This window comes from Verrucomicrobiota bacterium (assembly GCA_039192515.1).
Taxonomy (GTDB): Bacteria; Verrucomicrobiota; Verrucomicrobiia; order Methylacidiphilales; family JBCCWR01; genus JBCCWR01.
This window is the reverse complement of record JBCCXA010000020.1, coordinates 21,664-46,547: the sequence shown is the minus strand read 5'-3', so window position 1 is coordinate 46,547 and position 24,884 is coordinate 21,664. Positions and strand designations below refer to the sequence as shown.

Annotated in this window: 22 protein-coding genes; 7 read left to right on the top strand and 15 right to left on the bottom strand. The window is 42.8% G+C overall.

All coding sequences use genetic code 11. From position 1 onward, the window contains the following. Window positions 1–151 precede the first annotated feature (151 nt). Window positions 152–658: a response regulator gene (locus AAGA18_10160; protein ID MEM9445702.1), complete on the top strand. Its 507-nt coding sequence runs from the start codon at window positions 152–154 to the stop codon at window positions 656–658. 21 nt (window positions 659–679) lie between these two features. Further along, window positions 680–2,149: an ATP-binding protein gene (locus AAGA18_10155; protein ID MEM9445701.1), complete on the top strand. Its 1,470-nt coding sequence runs from the start codon at window positions 680–682 to the stop codon at window positions 2,147–2,149. Here the strand turns inward: AAGA18_10155 and shc are convergent. The 10 genes from shc to AAGA18_10105 form a co-directional block, all read right to left on the bottom strand. Further along, window positions 2,146–4,260 (bottom strand): squalene--hopene cyclase, encoded by a 2,115-nt coding sequence (shc, locus tag AAGA18_10150; protein ID MEM9445700.1) that lies wholly within the window; start codon window positions 4,258–4,260, stop codon window positions 2,146–2,148. The two genes, AAGA18_10155 and shc, sit on opposite strands and share 4 nt — an antisense overlap. Then, the gene (locus tag AAGA18_10145) at window positions 4,238–4,900 is read right to left on the bottom strand and encodes a TetR/AcrR family transcriptional regulator (protein ID MEM9445699.1); all 663 of its coding nucleotides are present in this window, start codon (window positions 4,898–4,900) and stop codon (window positions 4,238–4,240) included. The genes shc and AAGA18_10145 overlap by 23 nt, the downstream gene beginning before the upstream one ends. A gap of 136 nt (window positions 4,901–5,036) precedes the next feature. Then, window positions 5,037–6,134 (bottom strand): glycosyltransferase family 87 protein, encoded by a 1,098-nt coding sequence (locus AAGA18_10140; protein MEM9445698.1) that lies wholly within the window; start codon window positions 6,132–6,134, stop codon window positions 5,037–5,039. Window positions 6,135–6,408: 274 nt separating this feature from the next. Next, complete coding sequence (gene pyk / locus AAGA18_10135; GenBank protein MEM9445697.1) at window positions 6,409–7,824, bottom strand: pyruvate kinase; 1,416 nt, start codon at window positions 7,822–7,824, stop codon at window positions 6,409–6,411. 152 nt (window positions 7,825–7,976) lie between these two features. Beyond that, a complete protein-coding gene (locus AAGA18_10130) occupies window positions 7,977–8,666 on the bottom strand; it encodes a PhoU domain-containing protein (protein MEM9445696.1) in 690 nt (229 codons plus the stop codon). A gap of 95 nt (window positions 8,667–8,761) precedes the next feature. Then, window positions 8,762–9,568 carry a phosphate ABC transporter ATP-binding protein PstB gene (gene pstB, locus AAGA18_10125; protein MEM9445695.1) on the bottom strand — a complete coding sequence of 269 codons (807 nt, stop codon included), beginning with the start codon at window positions 9,566–9,568 and terminating at the stop codon, window positions 8,762–8,764. Between the two features lie 152 nt (window positions 9,569–9,720). After that, on the bottom strand, window positions 9,721–10,761 hold the full coding sequence (gene pstA, locus AAGA18_10120) for a phosphate ABC transporter permease PstA (GenBank protein MEM9445694.1): 1,041 nt from the start codon (window positions 10,759–10,761) through the stop codon (window positions 9,721–9,723). 19 nt (window positions 10,762–10,780) lie between these two features. Then, a complete protein-coding gene (gene pstC, locus AAGA18_10115; GenBank protein MEM9445693.1) occupies window positions 10,781–12,406 on the bottom strand; it encodes a phosphate ABC transporter permease subunit PstC in 1,626 nt (541 codons plus the stop codon). Window positions 12,407–12,537: 131 nt separating this feature from the next. Further along, window positions 12,538–13,347, bottom strand: a complete 810-nt coding sequence (locus AAGA18_10110; protein MEM9445692.1) for a phosphate ABC transporter substrate-binding protein — start codon at window positions 13,345–13,347, stop codon at window positions 12,538–12,540. A 39-nt stretch (window positions 13,348–13,386) separates the two neighbouring features. Continuing rightward, entirely contained in the window at window positions 13,387–14,757 is a 1,371-nt protein-coding gene (locus AAGA18_10105) for a putative porin (protein ID MEM9445691.1), read from the bottom strand. A gap of 388 nt (window positions 14,758–15,145) precedes the next feature. Between AAGA18_10105 and AAGA18_10100 the strand changes: the two genes are divergently transcribed. Together AAGA18_10100 and AAGA18_10095 are read left to right on the top strand one after the other, a co-directional pair. Continuing rightward, window positions 15,146–16,699: a YifB family Mg chelatase-like AAA ATPase gene (locus AAGA18_10100; GenBank protein ID MEM9445690.1), complete on the top strand. Its 1,554-nt coding sequence runs from the start codon at window positions 15,146–15,148 to the stop codon at window positions 16,697–16,699. A gap of 36 nt (window positions 16,700–16,735) precedes the next feature. Continuing rightward, a complete protein-coding gene (locus AAGA18_10095) occupies window positions 16,736–17,320 on the top strand; it encodes a class I SAM-dependent methyltransferase (protein MEM9445689.1) in 585 nt (194 codons plus the stop codon). Here the strand turns inward: AAGA18_10095 and AAGA18_10090 are convergent. From AAGA18_10090 to AAGA18_10080, 3 genes are read right to left on the bottom strand one after another with little or no spacing between them, the layout of a single operon-like run. Beyond that, window positions 17,273–18,220 carry a type II secretion system F family protein gene (locus AAGA18_10090; protein MEM9445688.1) on the bottom strand — a complete coding sequence of 316 codons (948 nt, stop codon included), beginning with the start codon at window positions 18,218–18,220 and terminating at the stop codon, window positions 17,273–17,275. The two genes, AAGA18_10095 and AAGA18_10090, sit on opposite strands and share 48 nt — an antisense overlap. A 5-nt stretch (window positions 18,221–18,225) precedes the next feature. Next, a complete protein-coding gene (locus AAGA18_10085) occupies window positions 18,226–19,227 on the bottom strand; it encodes a type II secretion system F family protein (GenBank protein MEM9445687.1) in 1,002 nt (333 codons plus the stop codon). Between the two features lie 2 nt (window positions 19,228–19,229). After that, window positions 19,230–20,684 (bottom strand): CpaF family protein, encoded by a 1,455-nt coding sequence (locus AAGA18_10080; GenBank protein ID MEM9445686.1) that lies wholly within the window; start codon window positions 20,682–20,684, stop codon window positions 19,230–19,232. 219 nt (window positions 20,685–20,903) lie between these two features. On the opposite strand from AAGA18_10080, the gene AAGA18_10075 reads away from it, so the two are divergent. From AAGA18_10075 to msrA, 3 genes are read left to right on the top strand one after another with little or no spacing between them, the layout of a single operon-like run. After that, entirely contained in the window at window positions 20,904–21,764 is an 861-nt protein-coding gene (locus tag AAGA18_10075) for a phosphoribosylaminoimidazolesuccinocarboxamide synthase (GenBank protein ID MEM9445685.1), read from the top strand. Window positions 21,765–21,770: 6 nt separating this feature from the next. Then, window positions 21,771–22,709, top strand: a complete 939-nt coding sequence (locus AAGA18_10070; GenBank protein ID MEM9445684.1) for a tyrosine recombinase — start codon at window positions 21,771–21,773, stop codon at window positions 22,707–22,709. A 58-nt stretch (window positions 22,710–22,767) separates the two neighbouring features. Continuing rightward, window positions 22,768–23,307, top strand: coding sequence for a peptide-methionine (S)-S-oxide reductase MsrA (gene msrA, locus AAGA18_10065; GenBank protein ID MEM9445683.1), 540 nt, complete (start codon window positions 22,768–22,770; stop codon window positions 23,305–23,307). A gap of 4 nt (window positions 23,308–23,311) precedes the next feature. Here msrA and AAGA18_10060 read toward each other — a convergent pair whose 3' ends face one another. Both AAGA18_10060 and AAGA18_10055 read right to left on the bottom strand, forming a co-directional pair. Next, window positions 23,312–23,854, bottom strand: coding sequence for an adenine phosphoribosyltransferase (locus AAGA18_10060; protein ID MEM9445682.1), 543 nt, complete (start codon window positions 23,852–23,854; stop codon window positions 23,312–23,314). Next, on the bottom strand, window positions 23,851–24,690 hold the full coding sequence (locus AAGA18_10055) for a sigma-70 family RNA polymerase sigma factor (GenBank protein ID MEM9445681.1): 840 nt from the start codon (window positions 24,688–24,690) through the stop codon (window positions 23,851–23,853). The genes AAGA18_10060 and AAGA18_10055 overlap by 4 nt, the downstream gene beginning before the upstream one ends. Window positions 24,691–24,884 lie beyond the last annotated feature (194 nt).

Sequence of the window (24,884 nt, the reverse complement as noted above, 5' to 3'; positions counted from 1 at the left end):
ACACTTAAAAGCTTGAGCCACAGGCCAAAGAAAATCGAGGGAGTACATCCAAAGGTAATACTTCCTGGAGAATCTATCTTTTTTGGACCCAAGGTCTTGTGGAGACCTTTAAGTCTCTACCGCAGCATACGGGTTTCAGTCTGAAAAAGTTATGATTCATAAAAATAAAGTTCATATTCTATGTGTTGAAGATGAAGCCGAAGTGCTGGAAGCCATTCTACGTGATCTGGCACAACTCGAAGATTACTTCCCCATTGAATGCGCTAAGACAGCCAACGAAGCGAAAGAGGTTATTCAAGTACTTTTGCAAAAGCGCCAACATATTGGGCTTATTCTCTGCGACCATATTATGCCAGGTCAAAATGGTGTCGACTTTCTTATAGAAATACATGAACAAGACTCACTCCGCGAGAGCAGAAAAGTTCTTTTGACTGGGCAGGCAGGACAAGAGGCAACCATAGAAGCAGTCAACCAGGCAGAGTTAAATCATTACATTGCCAAACCTTGGCAAAAAGAAAATTTGGTCCAAGTCGCAAAAAGTCAGCTTTCCGAATACATCATTGACAACCACATCAACCCAACTCCTTACATGGCAATGCTAGACCAAGCCCTTATTAGCGAAGCTGTTCGGAAAGGTAATCTTTTATCGGATAATTAAAATCTGCTTTACCATTATGAGATGACTCCATCTGCTAACCAAAGTCCAGTTGAGGCCATACGCTTACTCATGGAGCGTTCACCAGAGCTTCGTTCTACAATCCTTCACTTCTCTCCAGGAGATATTATATTACAAGAGAATCAATCCAACCAAAGATTATACATATTACTTGAAGGCCAGATAGACCTGATTAAAAGGAGTGATTCCGGTAAAGATAATATTATAGATCAATTTCAACCTGGAGCCTTATTAGGCCTCTTATCTTTCTGGAGCCAAGACCCAACTTTTACCTCTAGTCAGGCTCTGACCAAAGTTGAGTGCCTCTGCCTCGAACAAGAAATTTATCAACACCTTTTGGAAACAGACTCCGAATTCAAGAATGTTCTCAATAGCTTAATCATTTCTAACTTAGTCGATCGATACCGCCGCGTGGTTAATCTTAATGTAGAAGTACAGAGCCTTACCCAAGAGCTGCAAGAAGAACGAAACCGCCTTCAGAAAACTGTAGAAGATTTGCACAGAACCCGTGACAAACTCATCAATCAAGAAAAACTCGCCACATTAGGGCAGCTCTTCGCTGGCATCGCCCACGAGATGAATAACCCTTGCGCGGCTCTTAGCCGTTCATCGGGCAACTTAAATTGCGAGCTAACGGCTTTATTTAAAAATGAGGGTCCATTCTACGCATTTCAAGTCGAAGGCCGACTACTCGAGCTAGGCATGGAGAGCCCGTTTTTAGATAGCGAAAAAAATCGTGAACGCATGACTTTACTCTCAGAACGCTACCCTAACCTCAAACGATCACTTATCAGAAAACTTGCCCAGCTTCCTATTGAAGGCATTGAGCTTTTAGAACAAAAGCTTGATCCAAATAAAAATGAAGATGGATCGAAAATTCAACAACTCCTCATCTTTTTTGACATAGGACTCTTCTTGAGAAGTATTTGTTCCTCTACAGAAAGAATACACAAACTCATTACAAGTTTAAAAAATTACAGTAGGCCTCCTACTAACTCTCCTGAGTACGCCGATATCCATAAGGGAATATACGATACTCTTCTCCTCTTAAACAATCGCCTTAAACATTATTCAGTTAAACTAGAGCTTTCTGAATTACCTCAAATCGAGTGCTATCTAGGTGAAATCAATCAAGTATGGACAAATATTCTTACGAACGCCTGCGATGCCATGCCTCCAGAAAAGTCTTCAGAAATCATCATTCTATCCGGATTATGCGAAGACAACTGCTCGGTATGGATAGAGTTTAGAGATAATGGACCTGGTATACCTAGTGAAATACTTTCACGGATCTTTGATCCGAATTTCACCACAAAAAGTAGAGGTCAATCCTTTGGCTTGGGGCTCGGCCTTTCCATTTCTAAAAGTATCATCAAAAAACATCACGGGAAAATGACTGTTAGCAACTTACCTCATGGCGGAGCTGTATTCCAGATCAAAATCCCCATACATTCGAATAAACTAAACTCCTAGGACGACAAATACTTTGAATAGTTCAGATATTTTGCAAAATGCTGGCGAGCACGCCCTAAGGCCATCATCGGGAAATAATGACGATACATGTTGTAATTGATCATAAAAGCCCGCTGTAGTTCTGTTCCTTGGTGAAGATCTCCCGCCTTCTTCAAATCAATTCTTTCTCCCACAGCATACCCAGGGAAACCAGTACCGGTAAATTCTGGTTCCTCCCAAGTGCCATGTATCTGATGTTTCAAAAGATAAGACAAGCCCCGTAGTATGATTTCATCATACTGGTTTCCCTGAACAGCTAGCAAAGCCATAAGAGCCCACCCTGTCTGAGAGGCAGTACTGTTTCCTATACCTCTTAAGGAGTCATCCATATAGGAACCCGGCGTCTCTCCCCATCCTCCATCCTTATTCTGATGGTCTACTATCCAGTCCGCGGCTTTCAAGACATAGTCCTTCGTCATGTCTTCTCCAATAGCCTCCAATGCGGGTAATACTGCAGCCGTTCCATAGATATGGTTCACTCCCCAACGACCAAACCAACTGCCATCATCTTCCTGCTCATCTAGAAGATACTCATAAGCTTTTGCAACGATTGGATCTTCTAAACCTCTACCTAATAGTCCCAAAGCCTCCAGAACATGCGCTGTGACATCAACGCTTGGTGGATCCAATAGTTCACCGAAATCAGCGAAAGGTATTTTTGTTAAAACTTTGTGCGTATTGTCTTTATCAAAAGCTGCCCAGCCACCACATTTGCTTTGCATGCATTCCATCCATCTTACCGCAACATCTATTGCTTGATCTAGTTCTTCGGGAGCCTTAGCTGTATGTTTCCTTAATCTGGTTAGCACAATTACAGCAACGGCCGTGTCATCTACATCCGGATAAAAATCATTGGCTCGTTCAAATGCCCACCCTCCTGCAGGTGCTTCCGGAACGTACACGTCCCAATCTCCTCGCATCCGAACTTGTTCACCCAATACCCAATCCATAGCTTGAGACAGCATGTGGTTATTATCTAAATTTTGCCCGCAATCTAGCATTGCTAACATGGATAGTGTGGTGTCCCACACCACTGACTCACTGGCTTGTAAATGAATACCTCCATTACGTTCATAGGACCAATGTTGATTGAAAGCATCTAAACCCGCTTTGATCACAGGATGTATAAGAGGGTAGCCTTCTGTCTTTAACGCCATGAGCGAATATATCCAAGGAGGCTGGATGCCGCTCCATGCACCATCTTCTTCTTGATGCTTAATCACCCATTCCAAACAAAGCCTGATAGCAGTTTCTCGACCGGGTTTAATTGGAAAATTGACATATCTATTCAAAAACCAATCGGCTCCATGAAAAAGAGAGGCCCAACTAAAAATCTTTTCCGTATCAGGTAGTGAGAAGTCAAATTCGTCACGCCCGTTGGGAAACAGTTCATCTAATTTTTTATCCTTAGGTAAAGGGACAACTGCTCGCCGAGCAGAAAGAATGGCTAAGGGAATGATAGTCCCTCTAGCCCATGATGCGAATTGATAAATATTAAACGGCATAGAGGGCGGTAAATAAATCAATTCTGGAGGTAGTGTCGGTGTATGCTCCCATGGCCATTCTCCTATAAGTGCCAACCAGTACTTGGTAAAATTACGAACCTCTTTTAGGCCTCCATGTCGCAAAATCCACGCTCTAGCCTTCTTGAGAGCATCACAGTCTTTATCATAACCTGCTACTCTCAAAGCAACATAGCATTCAACCGTAGTATTAATGTCTCCCCCTGACGCCCCATAATACACTTCCCAAGAACCGTCGCTACGCTGTTTATTTAGAATACACTTCAGAACTTTTTGATATTTAGGGTCATCCTCAACACCTAGAAAGTGCATGGCCAGCACCCACTCTGCTTCCATACAACAATTCGATTCCAGCATACCCACCCAATAACCTTCGGCGTGTTGATTCTCGGACAGCCATAAAACTGCACTATCAATTGAGGCATCTAATCTCGTTTGACGTCTTTCTAGAGTTTGCAACGGATAGGCTCCCTGGACATCAGCATGTGATAGCTCACTCACCCTAACTTCGCTCTTTGTTTCCGATTCACCCAAGATTTCTTCCGACATATTCAAGTCCTTTTGTATTTTCACTTTCAGTTTGGTTGGAGATACCACTCATAAAAACTTTCAACATCTGTTCAAGGTAATGCTCATTTACTACTGCACGGCCACCGAAATGACGAACGGCGTAGTTATGATCTTCCCACCAAAATAAAACTAGCGCTTGAGCCATGACCGAAATAACCATTGGGTCTATGTCGTCACGGAACAGACCTTCTTCCTGCCCCCCTTTAATGTGCCTATGTAGCGCTCTAACTAGCCTTTCTTCACCCGGCCAAAAATCATCTTTATCTTCTAATCTCGACCATTCAACCAGCCGAATAAAAGTGGGATGTTTTCCAATAAATCGCCAGACCGTTCTAATTCGAGTCTCGAAGGAATCAATACCGTTTTCACCCTCAGAAGCATATTCCCACGCCTCAAATATCCGCTTCATGACATCACTCTTAACTGCCCGATAAAGACTTTCTTTATTGCCAAAATGATGATGAATCAGTGGCTGAGATACACCAGAGGCCTCTGCTATCTGGCTCATGGAGGTGCCCGCAAAGCCTTTCCTGGCAAAAAGGCGTTCAGCAGATCTCAAGATCGAGCTATAGGTCTTTTCGGGATTACGCTCCCTCTGCTGCTTTTTTACAATTTCCATGACATTTACCTAGTCATATGCGCTAGACTCGAGATTTCGAACCCGAAATCTTGCATTGTCGGACCTCACAGGCCGCCTAGCACTATCAACCTTTATTTACTGATCGATCAGTAAATAATCCACCTCGCCTCGGAAGTCAACCCGTTTTTAGGCTTTTCGAAGGAACAGAGACCTTCTTCGACATCAAAAGAAGACAGAGAATATACCATAATGTAAGCAGTGGAGCCACAATAGAGGCGCCGATGAACCTACAAAACAAAGCTAAAAAGCCACTCGTCCAGAAGAGGCCATGCAAAGTATCTACCTTTAGAGCCTCATCCTTTTTGTAGAACGAAGATTGAAGGCTAAGCATTAAAAACCAACAGGGTAAAGCGAGACTCAGCTCATAGACTTTAACATGAGGAGAAAACAATGCCCAAAAAGCAACTCCCCAATACAAGCTATACCATTCCTTCCAAGCACCTTCTTTTCTTTGATGCCAAATCATCCACTGTGACCAAATGAATACCGCAAACATAATTACTTGCCCGCCTATTAAGCCAGCTTGATGCCAAGCCTCAGGGAATACCGTAAGCACAAATCCTTTCCAAGGAATGTTAGTTTGCATCTCGTCGCCTTGAATACCTCTCATTACTTCTGACAAACTTTGAAACCAATAAAGATGGGCATCCAGTCCACATACTGCCAATGATATCAGCATAAATAGTGTTGAGCTTAACCCTGCTCCCAACACAAAGCGAATGTTCCCTGTAAATAAAACGAATGCCGTCACGTAAACCAGTATCTGGGGTTTATAAAAAATCACCCCAAATAGTAGCCCCGCAAGAAAGCTCTTTTTTTTGCACACGAGATACCCAGCGCTACACACAATCGCAAGTGAGACAAAGCTATTCTGGTAAAGTGAGATAAGATAAACGGATGATGGATAGCCCAATACGACCAACAGCCCTGAGATAGGATTTATGCGAAGATCTAAACTTTTATCTAAGAAAAAATAACTTACCCCTGCTAGAAGAATAGATAAACCAAACCATAGCGCAGGCCAATATTTGTATGGCAGGATCAAGGCCCATTCTGATATCTTGGCGACGATGGGCCCATATCTATAATTATGGTCACGCTGATAATTTTTCGCCTCATACATGTCATAATGAAATAAGCGGATTAACCAGTCCATATAGATATAGTCTCTATAGATCAATTGATAACCATTTTCTGGGTTCTCCTTCAGCATGACCCCACAACATAATGTTGCTTGACATCACCACCTGCTTCTTGGCCCCGTTGCCAAACCGTTAGTATTCTATGAATATCACTCAAAGTTAGCACAAGCCACAGACCCAGCCAGATTGACAAAAAGGACAGTAGTAGAAATTTTAGTATGTTGGCCTTACTCACAAGTCACTTAGTCTCAACCCACAACATTTCTCAGATGGAGGGCTAAGGTCTCACACCGACCGAAGCGCAATCTCGCAAAACTTATAATGCCGCAAATTAAACACTTCTCCTTAGACATTTAAGCCTAATTCACGAACTTGAACGCTCCAAATTACCTTGGATTCCACAAATAGCTCAGAAAGAACAACTACTTTACTACCCTCAGGCAGGATTTTGCGCTCCAATAAGAGCTTCTCAGCTTCTGGCAAATTCTTTTGCGGAATCTCATCGAACTGCAAGAACAAGGGTATGACACCATAATACAAAGAGAGACGCCGAGTGAGTTGCTCGTCAGGAGTAAAGGCAAAAATAGAAGTTACCTCAGGTCGTAACCCAGCACAAACACGCGCCATTCTGCCGGAGCGGGTAAATACCACTAGGCCCTCTGCTTTCATCTCATTTGCTAAATGCACAGCAGAAGCTCCTACATTTTCTCTTGTGTCCCGCAAAACAACTTTTTCATGGTACCTAATATTGCCAGTCCTCTCAATACGCTGGGCAACTCGATCCAGCACTTGAATACATTTTACTGGGTATTTACCCACTGCCGTCTCACCTGAAAGCATAATAGCGTCTGCCTCCTCATATACAGCATTCGCCACGTCTGTAATCTCAGCACGCGTCGGCAAAGGTTTCTCAATCATACTCTCCAACATGTGGGTTGCGACAATGACGGGTTTCACACTTGCCACACATTTTTTGATAATCCTACGCTGGATAATAGGTAATTCCTCATATGGGCACTCCACACCTAAATCTCCTCTGGCCACCATTATCCCATCAGCTGCTTCCACAATCTGCTCTATCTCTTTAACCGCAGACTGATCTTCTATCTTTGCAATGACACTTATATGGGCTGCCCCTTTAGATTTGAGCAATTCTTTTAGCTGTAATACATCCTTTGATTCCCTGGCGAAAGACAACGCTATAAGATCAACATCACACTCTATTCCTACTTGAATATCCGCTAGATCTTTTTCTGTGAGTGCTGGCAGATTTACCCGAGCTCCAGGCAAATTAATATGCCTACGGCTCCCTAAAGCTCCCGGAGTCAAAACTTCACACTTCAATTCGTTTTCATTCTTGTCTCTAACCACCATCTGGATGACACCATTGTCAACCATTACGACATCGCCCACCTTAATATCACTTACAAGGTCATCATAATTAGTATCTACCGAATAAGCCTCTTCAGAAACATGACCGCGGACTGTAAATGTAAAAGTATCGCCCTCTTTTAGGTCTAGATTGGTGGGCAAATCGCCCGTCCGAATTGCCGGTCCTTGAGTATCTAGTAATATACCTACTGTTTGATTAAGCCCTGCCGCCTGAGCTCGAATCTGTTTAACAATATCTTTAACCCACTCATGCTTTGCATGAGACATATTTAGCCGAAATATACTTACCCCTGCTTGAATCAACTGTTTTAATTCCTCACCTGACTCAATTGCAGGTCCCAGAGTTGCAATAATTTTTGTCTTACGCACGAGCTGTGTTTGACAAAGAAATTGCTATTTTGCAATACACAAATGACCACTAATAACTTTTATTTTCCATTTACAGGCTTGGCAAAGGCTATTGAGGCCTAAATGAGGAGAATACTAGTCTAAAGAATTAAAGATTGTATTAACACCAACCTCTAAGAGGAGGCGAGCTGCCGATGACGGATATCTTCCGCCATGTACAAATAATAAACTTCTTGGGCAATATGTTTAGCATAATCCCCGACACGCTCAAGCGCCCTTGAAATGAGCATGTAATGGATGCATTGCTGCACATAATCGGGATGCTCACTCATAATTTCACAAAGAACTCTTTCATTTTCTCTATTTTTGCTATCTACCTTTTTATCGAGTGCTACAATATCTAGAACCTTATCCGGGGCTACATCTACAAAACAATCAATGCCTTCCCTCATCATACGCAGACTTAGTTGCGCCATAGGCATAATTTCAAGATCCAATGGAAGTTCAGGCAGTTCACACAACTTTTGAGATCGGCGGGCAATGGTCACAGCTTGGTCAGCGATACTTTCTAACGCTTCAGAAATTTTTGAGGTAGCTAGAACAAGTCTACAAGCGGTTGCCGCAGCACCGTGGGTAGACAAATAAACCACCACCATGGCATCAATATCCACTTCTAGCTTATCGACAATGGTATCTTCTGCCTCAACTAGTGTTCCTTTGCTAGCATCTCTCTCTGTCAGACTATTCATGGCTACCGTAAAATTGCGGTCTGTAAGACTTGCCATCATCAAGAGCGTCTCCCTAAGCTTAAGAAGAGGTCCTTTAAAGATACCTCGCATGTGTTCTTTGTCTTTTTCCGTCATTACTGAAGATTGACCATAAGCTAAAAATGCATGGGAAGCAATTCTGCATTACATTCGCACTCATTTCCTTGCACTGCTGCAGCCATCATCTCTACTTATCCAAATCTACCTGTGATATAGTCCTCCGTTTGTTTTTTACTGGGATTAGTGAAGATCTTCGCTGTCTCGTCCACCTCGATTAGCTTACCAAGATAAAAAAAGGCTGTGCGATCGGAGCATCTTCCAGCCTGTTGCATGTTATGAGTCACTATCACAATCGTAAACTTACCCTTCAAGCCAGTAATGAGCTCCTCCACTTTTGCCGTAGCAATGGGATCGAGAGCAGAACAAGGTTCGTCCATAAGAATGATTTCGGGTTCAACTGCAATAGCTCTGGCAATGCAAAGGCGCTGCATCTGGCCTCCGGAAAGGCCCGTTGCGATATCATCTAAACGATCCTTCACTTCCTCCCATAGAGCAGCCCCCATCAGACTCTTTTCTACCGCTTCATCTAAGAGTTTCTTATCGTGAACGCCTTGTATTCGCAGTCCATAAACAACATTCTCATATATAGACTTGGGAAAAGGATTAGACTTCTGGAAGACCATGCCCACTCGCTTACGAAGTTCAATAACATCCACGCTAGGATCGTTAATATTTATCCCATCGATACGAATTTCTCCTCCGCCGATCTTCGCTACATCCACCAGATCATTCATACGATTGAGACATCTGAGCAAGGTAGATTTTCCACAACCAGAAGGCCCAATAAATGCGGTGACTTCACCCTTAGGAATTTCAAGGCTGATATCATGGAGGGCTTTAAATGCTCCATAATAAAAGTCTAGCCGATCAATCTCAATAATGACCTCAGGCTTCTTAGCCCGCTCCTTAACAAGATTAACAGTTGCTTGTTCCACCATATCGTTCTTTTCCTTTACCCTATTCATCGTATACACCTTTAGTTTATTACCCCATTATTAAGTCGCTATCGACTAACTTTCACTCCTAAAATGACCCTAACGAGCACCTAGCTTACAAGGTAAGATTCATTTTTTCTAAAAGACAGCTCATCTCACCATTTTAAGTTTTTCCGAATATGTGCCCTCAACAATATTGAGGCCAGCGATATTGTTAACACAACTACCAAAAAGACAAAGCACGTTCCATATTGAGTTCCACTTGTATACTCACTCTGAGGAATTTTAGCAGCTAAAACATATATGTGATAAGGTAACGCCATGACCCCTTGAAAGAAAAAATCACTTAATCTTTCTACCTGCCACGGCAATTCATCCCTCACCACATAGGCTGCGGTAAACATAATAGGGGCCGTTTCCCCCGCTATGCGAGTAATCCCTAAAATAGAAGATGTCAAAATACCCGGTGTAGCGTAGGGTAAAACCACCGAGCGAATACTTTGCCATTTTGTGGCACCTAAAGCCAATGAAGCTTCCCGGAATCCCATAGGAACCGCACGAAGAGACTCCTCACTGGCTGTAATGACAATAGGCAAAACCATAAAAGCCAACGTAAACCAGCCAGCCATTAATGATACATTCCAACCAAAGAATTGAACAAATAGTGCATAGCCAAACAATCCAAAAACAATAGAGGGAACGCCGGATAAATTAACAATTCCCAACCTAATAGAATCAATAAATGCTCCTTGCTTGCTATATTCACTCAAATAAATAGCCGACATAATCCCCAGAAATAAAGCAATCACTATGGCCCCGACCACTAACAGAATAGTGCCTACAATGCATGGGAAAATCCCACCTGCGGAATAGACGTAAGTGCTATGATTGCTTATTGGATTCGACTTATCCGACTGAATAAAAACTTGATACTCTGAATTCCCTAAACGATGTTCCTCTCCTTCATGCTCGAAGACGTGCAGGGTTTCAGGTGCTTCGATTAAAAAATCTACCTCAACAAAAGGGGGAGTTGTTTTAAATACCTGCTTACCACCTTTTATAAAAATTTCCCCAAAAATAAGCACTGCAAATAGAATGATGAGATAGGTAGTGAGACGGAATGCCCAGCCAAGACATTTCTCCCATTGACCGGCCTTCGTCGTCCGCTTTAAAAAAATATTCTCTATCCGATTCATATGAACGACTCGACTGTGTTTATATTCTGACTCTGAATCTTCTTACTATTTGCTGAGCTGCTATATTCAACATTAATGAGATAAAAAATAAGACCAGGCCAACCATAAATAAGGCCCGGTAGTGCAAACTTCCGTTGGCAACTTCACCCATCTCTTGAGCAATAATCCCAGTCATGGTATGCACAGGCTGCAGGTAAGCTCCAAGGCCAAGAGAAAACTCAGGAATTTGTATTCTATTTCCCGCGCAAAGCAAGACCACCATTGTTTCTCCAATAACGCGCCCTAGCCCTAATAAAATCGCTGCGATAATACCAGAAAGAGCAGATGGAATCAGAATTTTAAATACAGTCTGAATTTTGTTAGCCCCTAATGCATAAGAAGCTTCCACAAATTGATTTGGAACATTGTTAATAGCATCCTCCACCAAGGTGAAAATGGTTGGTATGGCCATAAAAGCTAAAAGCAAACCAGCTGTTAGTATGGTTAACCTTTCAGACATTGGAAACCCAGGGACCCAGGAAAGCAACTCTATTTGTGACACTGATCTCAATGCTTCCCCCAATACCACTACCCCGAAAAAACCCAACACAACCGAAGGTATCGCACCAATAAACTCTATAAATGGCTTTATAAAATTTAGCTCGGACTGTGAGGCTAGCTGGTTGACATAAATCGCCGCTGCCACGGAGAATGGTACAGCTACTATCAAAGCCAATGAAGAAATCATCATAGAACCTGTAAAAAGTGGTATCACCCCAAACCAATCCTGCCAAAAACTTTGCGTCACCCAACTAGATCCAAAAACAAATCCCAAAATAGATGAAATCAAGGTTACTGGCTCTCCAAAGTTGTAATTCTCTATCTTTTTATTGGTTTCAATAATATTTTCTTTGATCTCACCAATTCCAGAGGCGATTGCTTTGACCTTTTTCCTGCCCACGGGGGATTGCACTCGAGGTAGACCAGCAGATAAGTTTCTCAAATCATACTCGAGGGCACTGTTACATTCCAAAATGTCGCTTTCTTGACTGCGCAATGCCTCAGTCTCTTCGTCAAAATCAATTATTTCAACCTCAAGTGACTCTCCAAAGGCACGCCCCTCTGGGTCACTAGATTGCAAAAAACGTTTTTTGGCCACCGCTGTATCTCTTGCCACAATCGCTCGGTCTTTTACATCCGTTACTCTTGCTGACAGTGAGCTCACTAGCCCAGATAGCTTGATACGGCTACCATCGTACTTTTTTAAAAATTCGTCAAACGCTATCAGTTCTTCGTTAGCCTGAGAAATAGACAATCCTTTTTCACTAGTTAGGTATTTGAATTCCTGAAGTCTCACTTGATTTAAAGCACGAGTCACAGCCTTATGCTCATCCTCAACTTGTCGTATTAAATCAACGTATTCTAAGCCAGCCTTGCGGTAAAGAGCAATATGACTTCTATAATCAGGCACAAACCCTGCCCCCTCCCTGAATAGAAATGTAATGATCAAGAGTAAAATCACGATTGCAATGGATGCGGCAATCATGAAAAACTTCTCTATATATCCATCTAATGTAAAGCCCAGAAATTTGCGCCGAGATTTACTTGAAAGAGCCTGACCAAAGCTCATAGGCTCCTTCTTTTTCTCTATGGTATGTGCCCCCATTTTTTAGCAGTTTTAATGCAAATGTTATATTCCCAGTGACCGCAAGTATACGGGTGAGAAGCAGATTCTCACCCCGCACAAGATAATAAATTTCAGAAAAGTTAAAAGCCTATATCTAGTAAAGTCCCTATTTATTTTGACGGGACAAAGCCCACTTGCTTAACAATCTCGCTACCCTTGGAAGAAAAGAGGAAATCGACAAACTTCTGAGCCTTAGCCGAAGGCGCTCCATTTGAATAGAAGAATGTAGGACGGGCAATAGGATACTGCTGTTCACGCACGGTCTCCATACTAGGCAAAACGCCATCAATTTTAACCACTTTGATTCCTGGCGTCTTCAAATAAGCCATACCCACATAGCCTATACCTAAAGGATTTTTTGCCACTTCAGAAGCGATCTGCTCATTACCGGCCATTTTTTGGGCCGCACCAGCATAATCTCGCTTACTCATTGCCATCTTTTTGAAATCCGAGTAAGTTCCCGATGATGTATTTCTAGTATACATAGAGATGGTGCCTGAGTTACCCCCTACAGTGTTCCAATCCGTAACATCTCCAGTGAAAATTTCTTCCACTTGCTTCAATGATAGACTGCTTATGGGATTATCCTTATTGACTATGATACCAATACCATCAAATGCCACAATGGTTGGCTTCATTTTAACACCTTTAGCCAAGGCCGCAGACACCTCTTTGGGTTTTGCAGGGCGGCTAGACATGCCCAAGTCGGCAGTTCCATCAATCACCGCAGCTATCCCTGTGGATGAACCTTCAGCTGCAATTTCAAATGTCGTTTCTGGATTACTTACCTTATAGGCTTCAGCAAGCTGAGGAACTAATTTAGCACCCAGAGTATCAGAACCCTTGATGACCACTTTCTCCGCATAGGAAACATTAACGAGAGCTAATGCTGTTAGTAGAACAAATAATTTCTTCTTCATCTTTTGATTTTTATATGTTGATTTGTTTATGGTTAATAATTAATACTTCCAATTTAAATCTATCTGGAGCAAGTCGACCTGGGAAAACTCACTACCTGCGAATTCATTGAACCCGTTGGCACCGGCGGTTCCGTCAATAGCATTTGAGTGGAAATAAGTTCCCGCAAGATAGAGGTAATCCGTCATCGCGTATTTCACTTTAAAGACGATCCCATGCTGATTTGTGGCATTCTTGGCAAAATCTGAATCGCTTAAATTGGGAGAATAGGCAAAAGCACCATAGTATCGATATTCTGCGCCAATCTGCCATGACCCCTTTTTCTTGGCTTTACCCCATTGGTAGCCAATGTTGAAAAATTGGTTGTGTCCCTCACTCTGAGCGTTTGCCCCAAAGTTTGTTGCCGTCGTTTCGTCCTGAAAATTAACTCCATAAGTGCCATAAAGCATTTGAGGATAACCCAGCATATTCCAAGTTAACTCTACTGGCATAAAAAAGACATAATAGTCGCCTACCGATGCATAAGCGTTTTCGTTATCTGGCGTCCCAGCATCCTCAGGATTTGTAAAATGCCCGTTAGACTCAAACATAAATGAAGGAGCAAACTTGATGCCTGTCTTAGGTTGCCACGAATAAGCAAACTCTGCTTGCTCCACAAATAAGAAACCATCACCATCCTCACTGCCCCTTACTCGGTCATCTTCATCAGAAACTACATAAGCACCAGATCGTAGCGTGAGGTTCAGTCCATCGATATAGACATCCTCCCACCCTAACTGTGCACTCAAACCTTCTGGATTAATGTCGCCATCCCACCACGCCTTTTGCATCATGAAGCGCTTGATAAAAGTTTGCTTGCCAACCGTAAAATTGAAATAATCCACCAAACCAAGATCAAAAATATCTTCGTTTTCGTATTCTAGGTACGCCAATCCGATGTATACATCATCTCCTGTCTTGTCAAAATAACCACCGAAGTCAACATTTGTAGAATCAGATGACTCAGAAGTCTCTAACCTAACTCCTGCTTTAAAATCATCTAGAAACTGATACTCTGCACCTAGTCTCAGTCTGTAACGGTAGCGGAACCGATTCTCATCCTCACCATTGGCATCAAAGGTCGGCCCTTCCTCTTGAGCATTTTCCCACTGAAATCTCAGTCGTGCATCCCCATAAAGCGTAAATTTTGTAATATAACTATCTCCTTTTAAAGTAATCTTCTCTTCGGGTGGACCCATTGCTTCGCTTAATAAATCAGCCCTAACTTCTTCCGCTTCTTGTTTAGTCAGAACACCTTTTTTCACTAAAATATCGATTAAGGCATCCGAAGAAGTTGCATTTAATACACTCGTTTCTAAGGCGAATACAACTAACAGTCCCATCACTTGGGCAGTCACTTTATTCAAACTCACTATTGACCCTTCTATATATTGTTTAGTTCCTAATACTGAGACAATTCGCATCACCCACTAAGCATAGAATGAATCCGAGGTCCCATTTGAGACCCTGAGGGTGAGAGCTAATTATTACAATTGTGTGACATAAAAGTGACAATCGCGTGTCAAATTCAGAAGGCTCTTAGGACGCTGCGCCAGGAGGCCGTTGATTCTTTACTTAGGACCTCTGAGGCTATTGCTTCTTGGAGATACGTTGACTCATATCAAAAGTGATGGGTAACTAGGCGCTCAACAGAGGTCACAGATCCATTAGACTTTGAATGCAAATCTAACAGCATGAGTTTGCTAGAGCTCCTTCATCAAATCCTTTTCATTTGTATCACATCCACCTAGCCTAGTTCTGATGTTAGCTAAAGTAACAGCAGCCACTATAGTTGGCATTGAAGCTCTTTCCGTTGAAGTAGAAGTAGATGTTGGCTTAGGCCTTTCACACGTGGTAGTTGTAGGACTGCCGGATGCAGCTGTCAAAGAATCACGAGACCGAGTCAAAAGTGCTATTACCAACAGCGGCTTTTTCCACCCTGAAAGACGTATCACTGTTAACCTAGCTCCAGCAACTATCAAAAAAGAAGGCCCTTTATTTGATCTCCCTATTGCTTTGGGAATGCTTGCCGCATCAGAGCAACTTAGCTCTCAGTGCTTGAGAGACTTTCTCATCGTAGGTGAGCTCGCCCTTGATGGTTCACTGCGACCTGTTCGCGGCATATTACCTTTGGCCGAAGCAGCAAAATCACAAAAAGCCCGCGGCATACTAGTTCCGCAAGAAAATGCTAAGGAGGCCTCAGTCATCAGCAAAACGAAGGTTTATGGCATAAGGACATTGCAAGACGCCGTTAACTTTCTTGAGGGTAAGCTCTCATTGGCACCTACGCAGCCTCAATCCCAAGCCATATCCGATTCCGATGACTTAGAATTGGACATAGATTTCTCAGATGTTAAAGGCCAAGAGGCTGCAAAAAGAGCTTTAGAAATCGCCGCTGCCGGTGGCCATAATATCTTAATGCTTGGAGATCCCGGTTCCGGCAAAAGCATGCTGGCCAAGCGTATACCTACCATCCTTCCTCCCTTGACTCATGAGGAATCGATTGAAACCACAAAAATCCACAGCATTTGTGGCCTTATCAAAACTGATGCACCTTTAATCAAGCAGCGTCCCTTTCGATCACCCCACCATACTATCTCAGATATAGGATTAATAGGGGGCTCAGTAAACCCCTCTCCAGGGGAAGTATCTCTAGCGCATCATGGCGTTCTTTTTATGGATGAACTTCCAGAATTTAAGCGATCTACATTAGAAGTTCTGCGCCAACCACTCGAAGACGGGCAAGTCACTATCTCCAGAGCCTCAGGCACGCTTACTTTTCCCTCACGATTCATGTTTGTTGCAGCTATGAACCCGACTCCAACTGGCTCCAAGCATGACACTTCACTAGGCCGTATCTCTCACCAAGTCGTTCAAAAATACCTGAGTAAAATTTCTGGCCCACTATTGGATCGTATTGATATCCACTTAGAAGTACCTTCCCTGAAACTTAACCAGTTGCTTGACGCTAAACCTAGTGAGCCTTCTCGTGTAATACGACAGAGAGTCATCCAAGCTCGAGAAAGGCAGCTTAAGAGACTAGCAAGCAAAAAGAGCCATCAGAAGAGCAGCTGGTGTAATGCTCAAATGTCTTCGAAAGATATCAAGAAATGGATTCATCTCGATCGAGAGTGCCAAGAATTACTTAAATTTGCCATGAAAGACCTGCAGCTCAGCGCACGTGCCTATGACCGAATCCTAAAAGTATCCCTGACTATCGCAGATTTAGAGGCCTGCGATTCTATCTCTCCTGACCACCTCAGCGAAGCGATACAATACCGCACCTTGGACCGACAGTTGTGGGGCCAAGAATAAAATCAGAGCAATAAACTTCTATCTCTATTTTTTGACATGCGACTTACAGAGATTGCTCATTCAAAAGTAGCAGAACATCTCCAATCTGGTGATTGTGCCATCGATTGTACAATGGGTAATGGCTACGATACGCTTTTCTTAGCCAGGCAAATAGGTCCTCAAGGGACAGTAATAGCCTTCGATATTCAAAGAGAAGCGCTGCACTCCACCAAAGCTTTGTTAAACCAAAATGCGACTACTTGTAACATTGATTTACACGCTGAGAATCACAAAAACATTGAGGCTTTCATTCCCCATAACTGGCACCAAAACGTAAATGCCATCATGTTCAACCTCGGATATAGACCAAGAGGGGATAAATCTATTTGCACACTCCCTGAAACAACAATACCTGCTTTGAACTCTTCTCTAGAAATTCTATCACTAAAAGGCATACTTTCGGTACTAGTTTATCCCGGACATAGCGAAGGTCAGAAAGAACAAAAAGCTATACAAGACTGGCAAGCAACACTTACCAAAGAATCAGTAGAAGTCATAAGACCAAGCGACCAAAAGAGCCACCCCTATCTTCTGCTAGTAAGAAAAGCCACCTGTAGCAAAGCGAACCGCAGCAGGCCCTAAAATGATAATGAACAAACAAGGAAATATAAAAAGAACCAGAGGTATCATGATCTTGACAGGGGCCTGGTTAGCCTTTTTCTCAGCACGTTGCCTTCTCTTGACACGCATGGCCTCTGTCTGAATACGAATGACATCCACCAGACTGCCTCCTAGCTTACTAATATAATTAACAGCCGTAATAAAAGATTTTAGATCATCCAGCCCAATACGTTTTGACATATTAGCTAATGCATCAGTCCTAGAAATCCCTAGATTTATCTCTCTCAAGGTGCGTCTCATCTCTTCACTCAACGCTCCGTTTGTTCGTTCTGCTACCACTTGCATCGCCCCATCAAATGCCATCCCAGACTCCACACTGATACTGATGAGGTCCATAGTGAATGGTAATGATAGTTGTATTTCATGCTTCCTCTTGGACGCCTTACTTGTGATAAGGCCTATAGGTAAGCGATACCCAAGAACAGCGGAGACTAAGCATATCAATCCTAAAATATGAAGTTCTATATTTCCTTGAGACAAAGCTGGCATAAAAATCAAAAAGAGAAATGCGGGCAAACCGATAGTTAGCATCCAAGAAATTGTCGTAACCTGTACTCCCGTAACTTTACCTGTCAATCCCGCCTCTGCTATCACTTGGTCACTTTGCTCCACCATTTTCTTGGGAGTGACTCCGGCAAATTTGCCACTCAACTTTTCAGCTGTAGGCAATATAACTCGCGCAAGAAGACTTTTATCCATTTGATCTTGATCTCGAAAGCCTGGTGCATCAGCCCCAGCTCCTCCCACTTGAGCACTTTGCAAACGCTCTGTTAAACTAGCTGGCTTTTGACGTTTAGAAACAAAAGCAGCAGCCAAGACCATCCAAAACAAAAAGAACAATAAACAAATTAAAATAAACATTTACATCAAACTTCTATGGTTACTATTCGACTAATAGCAAAAGCCCCTATAATCTGCATCAACAAAGCAACCGCTATGAGCACTTTCCCTAACCCCTCAACAAGCAAAGGACTTAGATACGCTGGGTTGATAGCATTAATAGCAAACCCAATCAAAAAGGGTAACCCTGCAACAATGAATCCAGAGAGCTTTCCTTGCGTGGTTAATGTATCAATCATGCCCTGTATCTTTATTCTCTCACGTATTGTATCAGCCGTCGTTTCTAAAATTTCAGCCAAATTTCCTCCAACCTTCTTTTGAATGACATAGCCACTCACCACAATTTTTAGATCTTCACTTGGTACACGAACTAAAAGGTTCTCCATGGCCTGTGTTTCTTGCATACCCAAGTTAACTTCTTTGATCATCTGTTTAAATTCTGTCGAAATAGGATGAGGGGACTCTCCTGCGGCAATAATGCACCCCTGAACAAATGTTTGACCTGCTCTAAGTGAATTAACTATCAGAATCAAAAATTCAGCTAACTGATCTGTAAACTTCTTTAAACGAGCTTTTTTGCGAAAGGGAATGATAATTTTTTCTAACGCCCAAAAGGTCAAAGCACCCAAGATGCCCAACAAGTTAAAGTTTGCCAACACAAGTCCAAGAAGCCCTCCAAGCCCAGTCATCATAATTCTCAAGGTCATATACTCTGATACCCGTAAAGGGATATCAGCCTGCGCCAGATTTCTTTCCAAACTTGTAAAATAAGACTCCCCAGTAAACTTGGTGATAATGGGCGTAAAATCAACAGCAGATAACAAAGACTTCTTCTGATCTTGCAGGTCAGGTATACCCGCATTTAGCTCATCCTTGAGATCTTCCGAAACTTTTGCCAGCTTCTCTACTCGAGACTGAACAACCGATTTCTCGCTTTTTGTCAGAAAAGACGCTGCCGCGCCAGCTATTGCCAGGAAAAAGAAGAGAATCGATATTAATATGACAATTAGTAGTGGATCTATATCCATAATTAAGTCTCTAAAGTTGTTTGAAATACTTCAACTGGCAAATTTTCCCCATGCGCCCTTAACTTATCCATACACTTCGGTATAATTCCCAATCCTTTTAGCGTTCCCTTCACTTTACCCTCATTAGTTAGCCCTGCTTGTTCAAAACGGAAAAGATCTTGTAAGGTTACGGTATTTCCCTCCATCCCTTGAACCTCTGTTATGTGAGTACACTTACGTGATCCATCTTGAAGTCTGGAAATCTGAACAAATAAGTGGACGGCCCCTGCTATTTGTTCTCTAATTGCTTTTTCCGGAAGGTCCATCCCCGCCATGAGCACTAAGGTGGAAATTCGGGCTAAAGCATCTCGGGGCGTATTAGCATGTGTGGTCGTAAGTGATCCATCGTGCCCAGTATTCATTGCCTGGATCATATCCAAAGCCTCGCCACCCCGACACTCACCTATCACGATTCGGTCAGGCCGCATCCGCAACGAACTTTTTACCAAATCCCTGATCGTTACAGCTCCTTTGCCTTCAATATTAGGAGGCTTAGACTCCAAGCGTACAACATGATCCTGTAGCAACGCTAGTTCAGCGGCATCCTCAATGGTTATAATACGTTCACCCTCAGGGATATAACCCGACAATGCATTTAGCATAGTGGTTTTGCCTGATCCAGTACCACCCGAAATCACTATATTTAAGGTGCCACGAACAGCGGCTTGTAAAAACATGGCCATGCCGCGAGAAATCGATTTGAACTCGATAATTCGCTCCATGGTCAACTTGTTTTTGCTAAACTTTCGAATAGTAATGGTAGGACCATTCAGGGCACAAGGAGGCACTACTACATTCACACGAGATCCATCAGGTAGTCGCGCATCGCAAATTGGACTAGATTCATCGACTCGCCGACCCAAGGGAGAGAGAATCTTATCAATAACTCTTCGGCAACTCGCATCATCAACAAATCTGACAGGAGAAAGTGTAAGTTTACCGGATTGCTCAATATAAATCGTGTGTGACCCACAGACCATTATTTCCGTAACAGTCTCTTCCTTCAGCAATTCCTCAAGTGGGCCGAACCCTATCATCTCATTAATGACATCCACCATGAGCTTCTCGCGAAGCTGCCTACCAATTGGTATCTTATCTGCGGCTAACTTTTCATCGATCAATCTCTCAATCGTCTGTCTTAGAATCTTCTCATTTCCACTATTAAGCAACTGAGGATCAATCCGTTGAATCAGGTAGGGAAGTAGCTGTTTCTTAAACTGTAAGATAAAATCTGTGGCAGCGTTCCCACCACCACTTGCGGGGGCCGTCGTGGGCCTTGCCGGGGCTGCTGGAACCGGTGCAACTACTTGCTGCTTAGGCGCAGCCGCCGCAGGGGCACTAGGTCTTACAGGAGGCCTGTTAAATCCAGGTGGCCGCCCTCCTCCAGGGCGCATACCGGCGGGGGGAGTTGGTCTCATAGTGATAGGTTAAGCAATTTCGCCTGCGATTCAACAAAAATTGCGAAGTCCTTTATAATCAAAAACTAAGACAATATTTTATTGAAATTGCCTTATCGAGAGCCAACTTGACTATTTTAACAGCTGGAGGGGTTCTTAAATAGAGCTCTTAAAGCTCGATTTGCGTCAGAAAAGTCTTTTTTTTTGGCAGAATGGAGGATCCACCCCTATCCTAGCTCGATGTCCAACAAGCCTCAGCTCATGCATCAAGGAAAAGTTCGCAATGTTTACTTATACAATGATCAAATTCTTCTAGTTGCTAGCGATCGTATCTCTGCCTTTGATGTTATTTTGCCTAATCCTATACCAGAAAAAGGGATAGTTCTGACACAGATGTCACGCTACTGGTTTGATAACCTACCCAAACACATAGCCCACCATGTCATCTCTTATGAACTCCCTGGGTCACTCCATCAGCCAAGCTGGGAAAATCGCACTACCTTGTGTCACCAAACAACACCCTTATCCATTGAGTGCATTGTCCGCGGTTATCTCGCAGGATCCGCTTGGAAAGCGTTTCAAAGGCACCCAAGGGTCCAGGGTTATTATCTGCCTGATCATTTATCAGAATCATCTCAATTGCCAGAGCCTATTTTCACACCTTCTACTAAGGCCCAAGAAGGACATGATCTACCGCTGGATGAGTCACATGCAGCAGAGATGGTAGGAGAAGAAATTTACCAACAAGTTAAACAAACTTCTTTAGAAATTTACCATTGGGCTCATGCTCACGCCAAGTCACAAGGCATTCTACTAGCCGATACTAAATTCGAATTCGGCACAACAGACGATGGGAAATTACTACTTATAGACGAAATCCTAACACCTGACAGCTCCCGCTTCTGGCCCTTGGATGGTTACCAGACCGGCAAATCACAGCCCAGCTTCGATAAACAATTCGTACGTGATTATCTCCTCTCGTTATCCAATTGGAATCAACAGCCACCTGGACCTGAATTACCCTTAGAAATCATTCAAAAAACACAGGAGAAATATCTTGAAGCATATAAGCGCATTACAAATCAAAAACCCCATTGGTAAGGCCACTTGAATACGCCTGAAATCTGGCAGACTCTTGAAGATTGTCTCGCTTACCTAGCCATGGAAAAAGGGCATTCTACAAATACTCAGCTCCTTAACCGTGCAGTGCTCGAGCGCTTTGGCAAATGGGTTTCGACAGAGCTAAACTGCAACCGAGTTTGGGATCAATTATCCCTAAGGGATATTCAAAACTACCTTGCCATTCAAAAGAAATCTCGAAAACTTTCTCCCGCATCCCTAAAGAACGAAGTCGTTACCCTAAGAAATTTTTTTCGCTTTTTACACCAAGAAAAAATAATCTCCCGAGACATTGCCATCTGTCTGGACATACCAAAACTCTATCGTTACTTACCTGAAATCCTTTCCGAAGAGGAAGTTTCCACTATTCTTTCTTTCCCATTCTCAGACACAATTCTAGGAAACCGTGATCGCGCTATTCTAGAAACACTCTATGCCTGTGGGTTGCGAATTAGTGAGCTAGCTAATATGCGAACGGAATGTCTAAACCTAACAGAAAACACTCTTCAAGTGATAGGAAAAGGAAATAAGGAGCGTCTCGTCTTAATCGGACAAAAGGCCTCCGAAGCCATAGACTATTATCTCACACACTCAAGACCTAAGCTTCTCACCTCTAAATCAGGTAGTGAGGTTTTTCTTTCTCGTCTTGGCTCAAGGCTCACCAACGCAAGAATCTGGCAAGTCGTCAAAACCATCGTCCAGAATGCAGGCATTCAAAAAAATGTATATCCTCATTTACTTAGACACTCCTTTGCCACCCATATGCTGAGCCATGGAGCAGACCTCAGGGTTATCCAAGAATTGCTAGGCCATGCAAATATAAGTACCACGGAAATCTATACGCAGATAGAACACACTAGGCTCCGCCAAGTGCATCAAAACTTTCATCCCAGAGCTAATCTTAAGAAAAACCGCTATGACTCTTAGGATACTGACCTTATGAAGGTATTTTGGCTGTGCCAAAATCCTATGTTATACTTGTATTATGAGTAATGAACTTACCTTAGCAACTCTTGGAGCGGGATGCTTCTGGTGCACAGAGGCTGTTTTCCAGCGCATACCAGGTGTACATAAAGTCACCTCTGGTTATACAGGCGGAAAAACTGAAAATCCAACTTACGATGATATTTGCACTGGTAAAACTCAACACGCCGAAGTTGCAAAATTAATTTTTGACTCTCGAGTTATTTCGTATGAGGAGTTATTAGATCATTTCTGGCAAATGCACGACCCCACGACCCTAAACAGACAGGGTGCTGACACGGGCACTCAATATAGATCAGCCATTTTCACTCATTCTAATGAACAACTTGAGCAAGCTAGACAGTCTAAAGAAAAGTGGGATCGTTCAGGTCATTTTAACTCACCAATCGTGACCGAGATCACACCAGCTGAGCATTTTTATCCTGCTGAAGGCTATCACCAAAACTACTTCGATACAAATCCTCAAGTAGGATATTGCCAGTTTGTAATTCAGCCCAAGATAGAAAAAATAGATAGGCTATTAAAAAGTAATAAATGTTAGAAAACTAGTATTCCAGTATTGAAAATACGGGTTGATCCCCCAGCTTTTTTCGTCCATTCAAAAAGCCTAACTCCATCAAGAACGCGCACTCGACCACTTTTCCTCCCAAGCGCTGAACCAAATCGATAGAAGCTCCCATCGTTCCGCCTGTAGCCAACACATCATCTATAATCAAGACCCGCTGACCCTCTTCAATCGAGTCCTCATGCATTTCCACAGTTGCCTCTCCATACTCTAATGAATAAGAAGCTGATATTGTCCTATGAGGCAATTTACCTTTCTTGCGCACTATTGCCACTCCCACTCCAAGAACATAGGCTAAAGCGCTCCCAATCAAAAAGCCTCTAGCATCAATCGCTACTACGCGCTCGATACTTTTGCTCTTATAACGTTCGGATAGCAGTGAGATAATCAGCCGAAATAAATCAGCGTTTTCAAGTATGGGTGTAATATCTTTAAAAACAACGCCCTCTATTGGAAAATCAGGAATATCCCTAACCGCTGACTTTATTCTTTCTTTAGCACCATTTAAGATTGCAAATGTCATAATACGCCTTTTTGATTATCCTTCTTTTCTATAGCATCCCGCATCTTACGTAAAGCTTGGTTCTGCAATTGACGAATCCTTTCCCTGGTAACTTTTAACTTAACCCCAATCTCTTCTAGAGTCATTTCTTTACTTCCGTCCATCGGAAAGCGTAACGATAAGATAGTTTTCTCCCGTTTATCTAGCACATCCCAAACCTGACTCATGGCATGCTGCATGTTTTTGCTGAGCAATGCTGTAGAAGGGTCTGGGGCATTATCATCAGGAATAATTTCACCAAGCTCTGTTGCATCTTCGTCTCCTATAAGCGTATTGAGAGAAGAAGGTTTCATGGAAACTCTCTTCAGCTTAGCCAACTTCTTTTTACTAACATCAAGCTCCTCCGCCAACTCATCATCATTTGGTTCACGACCAAGCTCTTCTGTTAGCTGCATGGTTAAACGACGCATTTTCGCAAGTTTGTCCACCAGATGCACTGGCAACCGAATTGTCTTGCTTTGATTGGCTAAAGCACGCTTGATACCTTGTTTGATCCACCACGCTGCATAAGTGCTAAATTTATTTCCCATAGTAGGATCAAATCGCTCTACCGCCTTCATCAAACCAATGTTTCCCTCGGAAATAAGATCCAAAGTAGGCAACCCAAAGCCTGAATACTCATTAGCAATTTTAACAACTAGACGAAGGTTAGCTTGAATCATCTCCTCACGCGCTTTCGTATCTCCGCTCTGGATCTTTTTCGCAATACGCACCTCGTCCTTCTGACTTAACAAAGGTATTTTACTAATCTCTTCGAGATAAGTTGCTAGCGCGCCTTCTTTACGATCTGATGCCATGTCTGATAATTAAGCCCATTGAGAACCCAAGTGATAACCCGTGGCTAAAAACACGAGTCTTGAGTTTCATTATACAATAATCCCAGAAGCTGCAAGGCTATTCGGCATATAAACCAATTTCTAGTCTCAAGTTCCATAAAGATACTACATTTATAAAGAGTGATAGATTTACAATGGCAAAAAGGCGGAAGTGT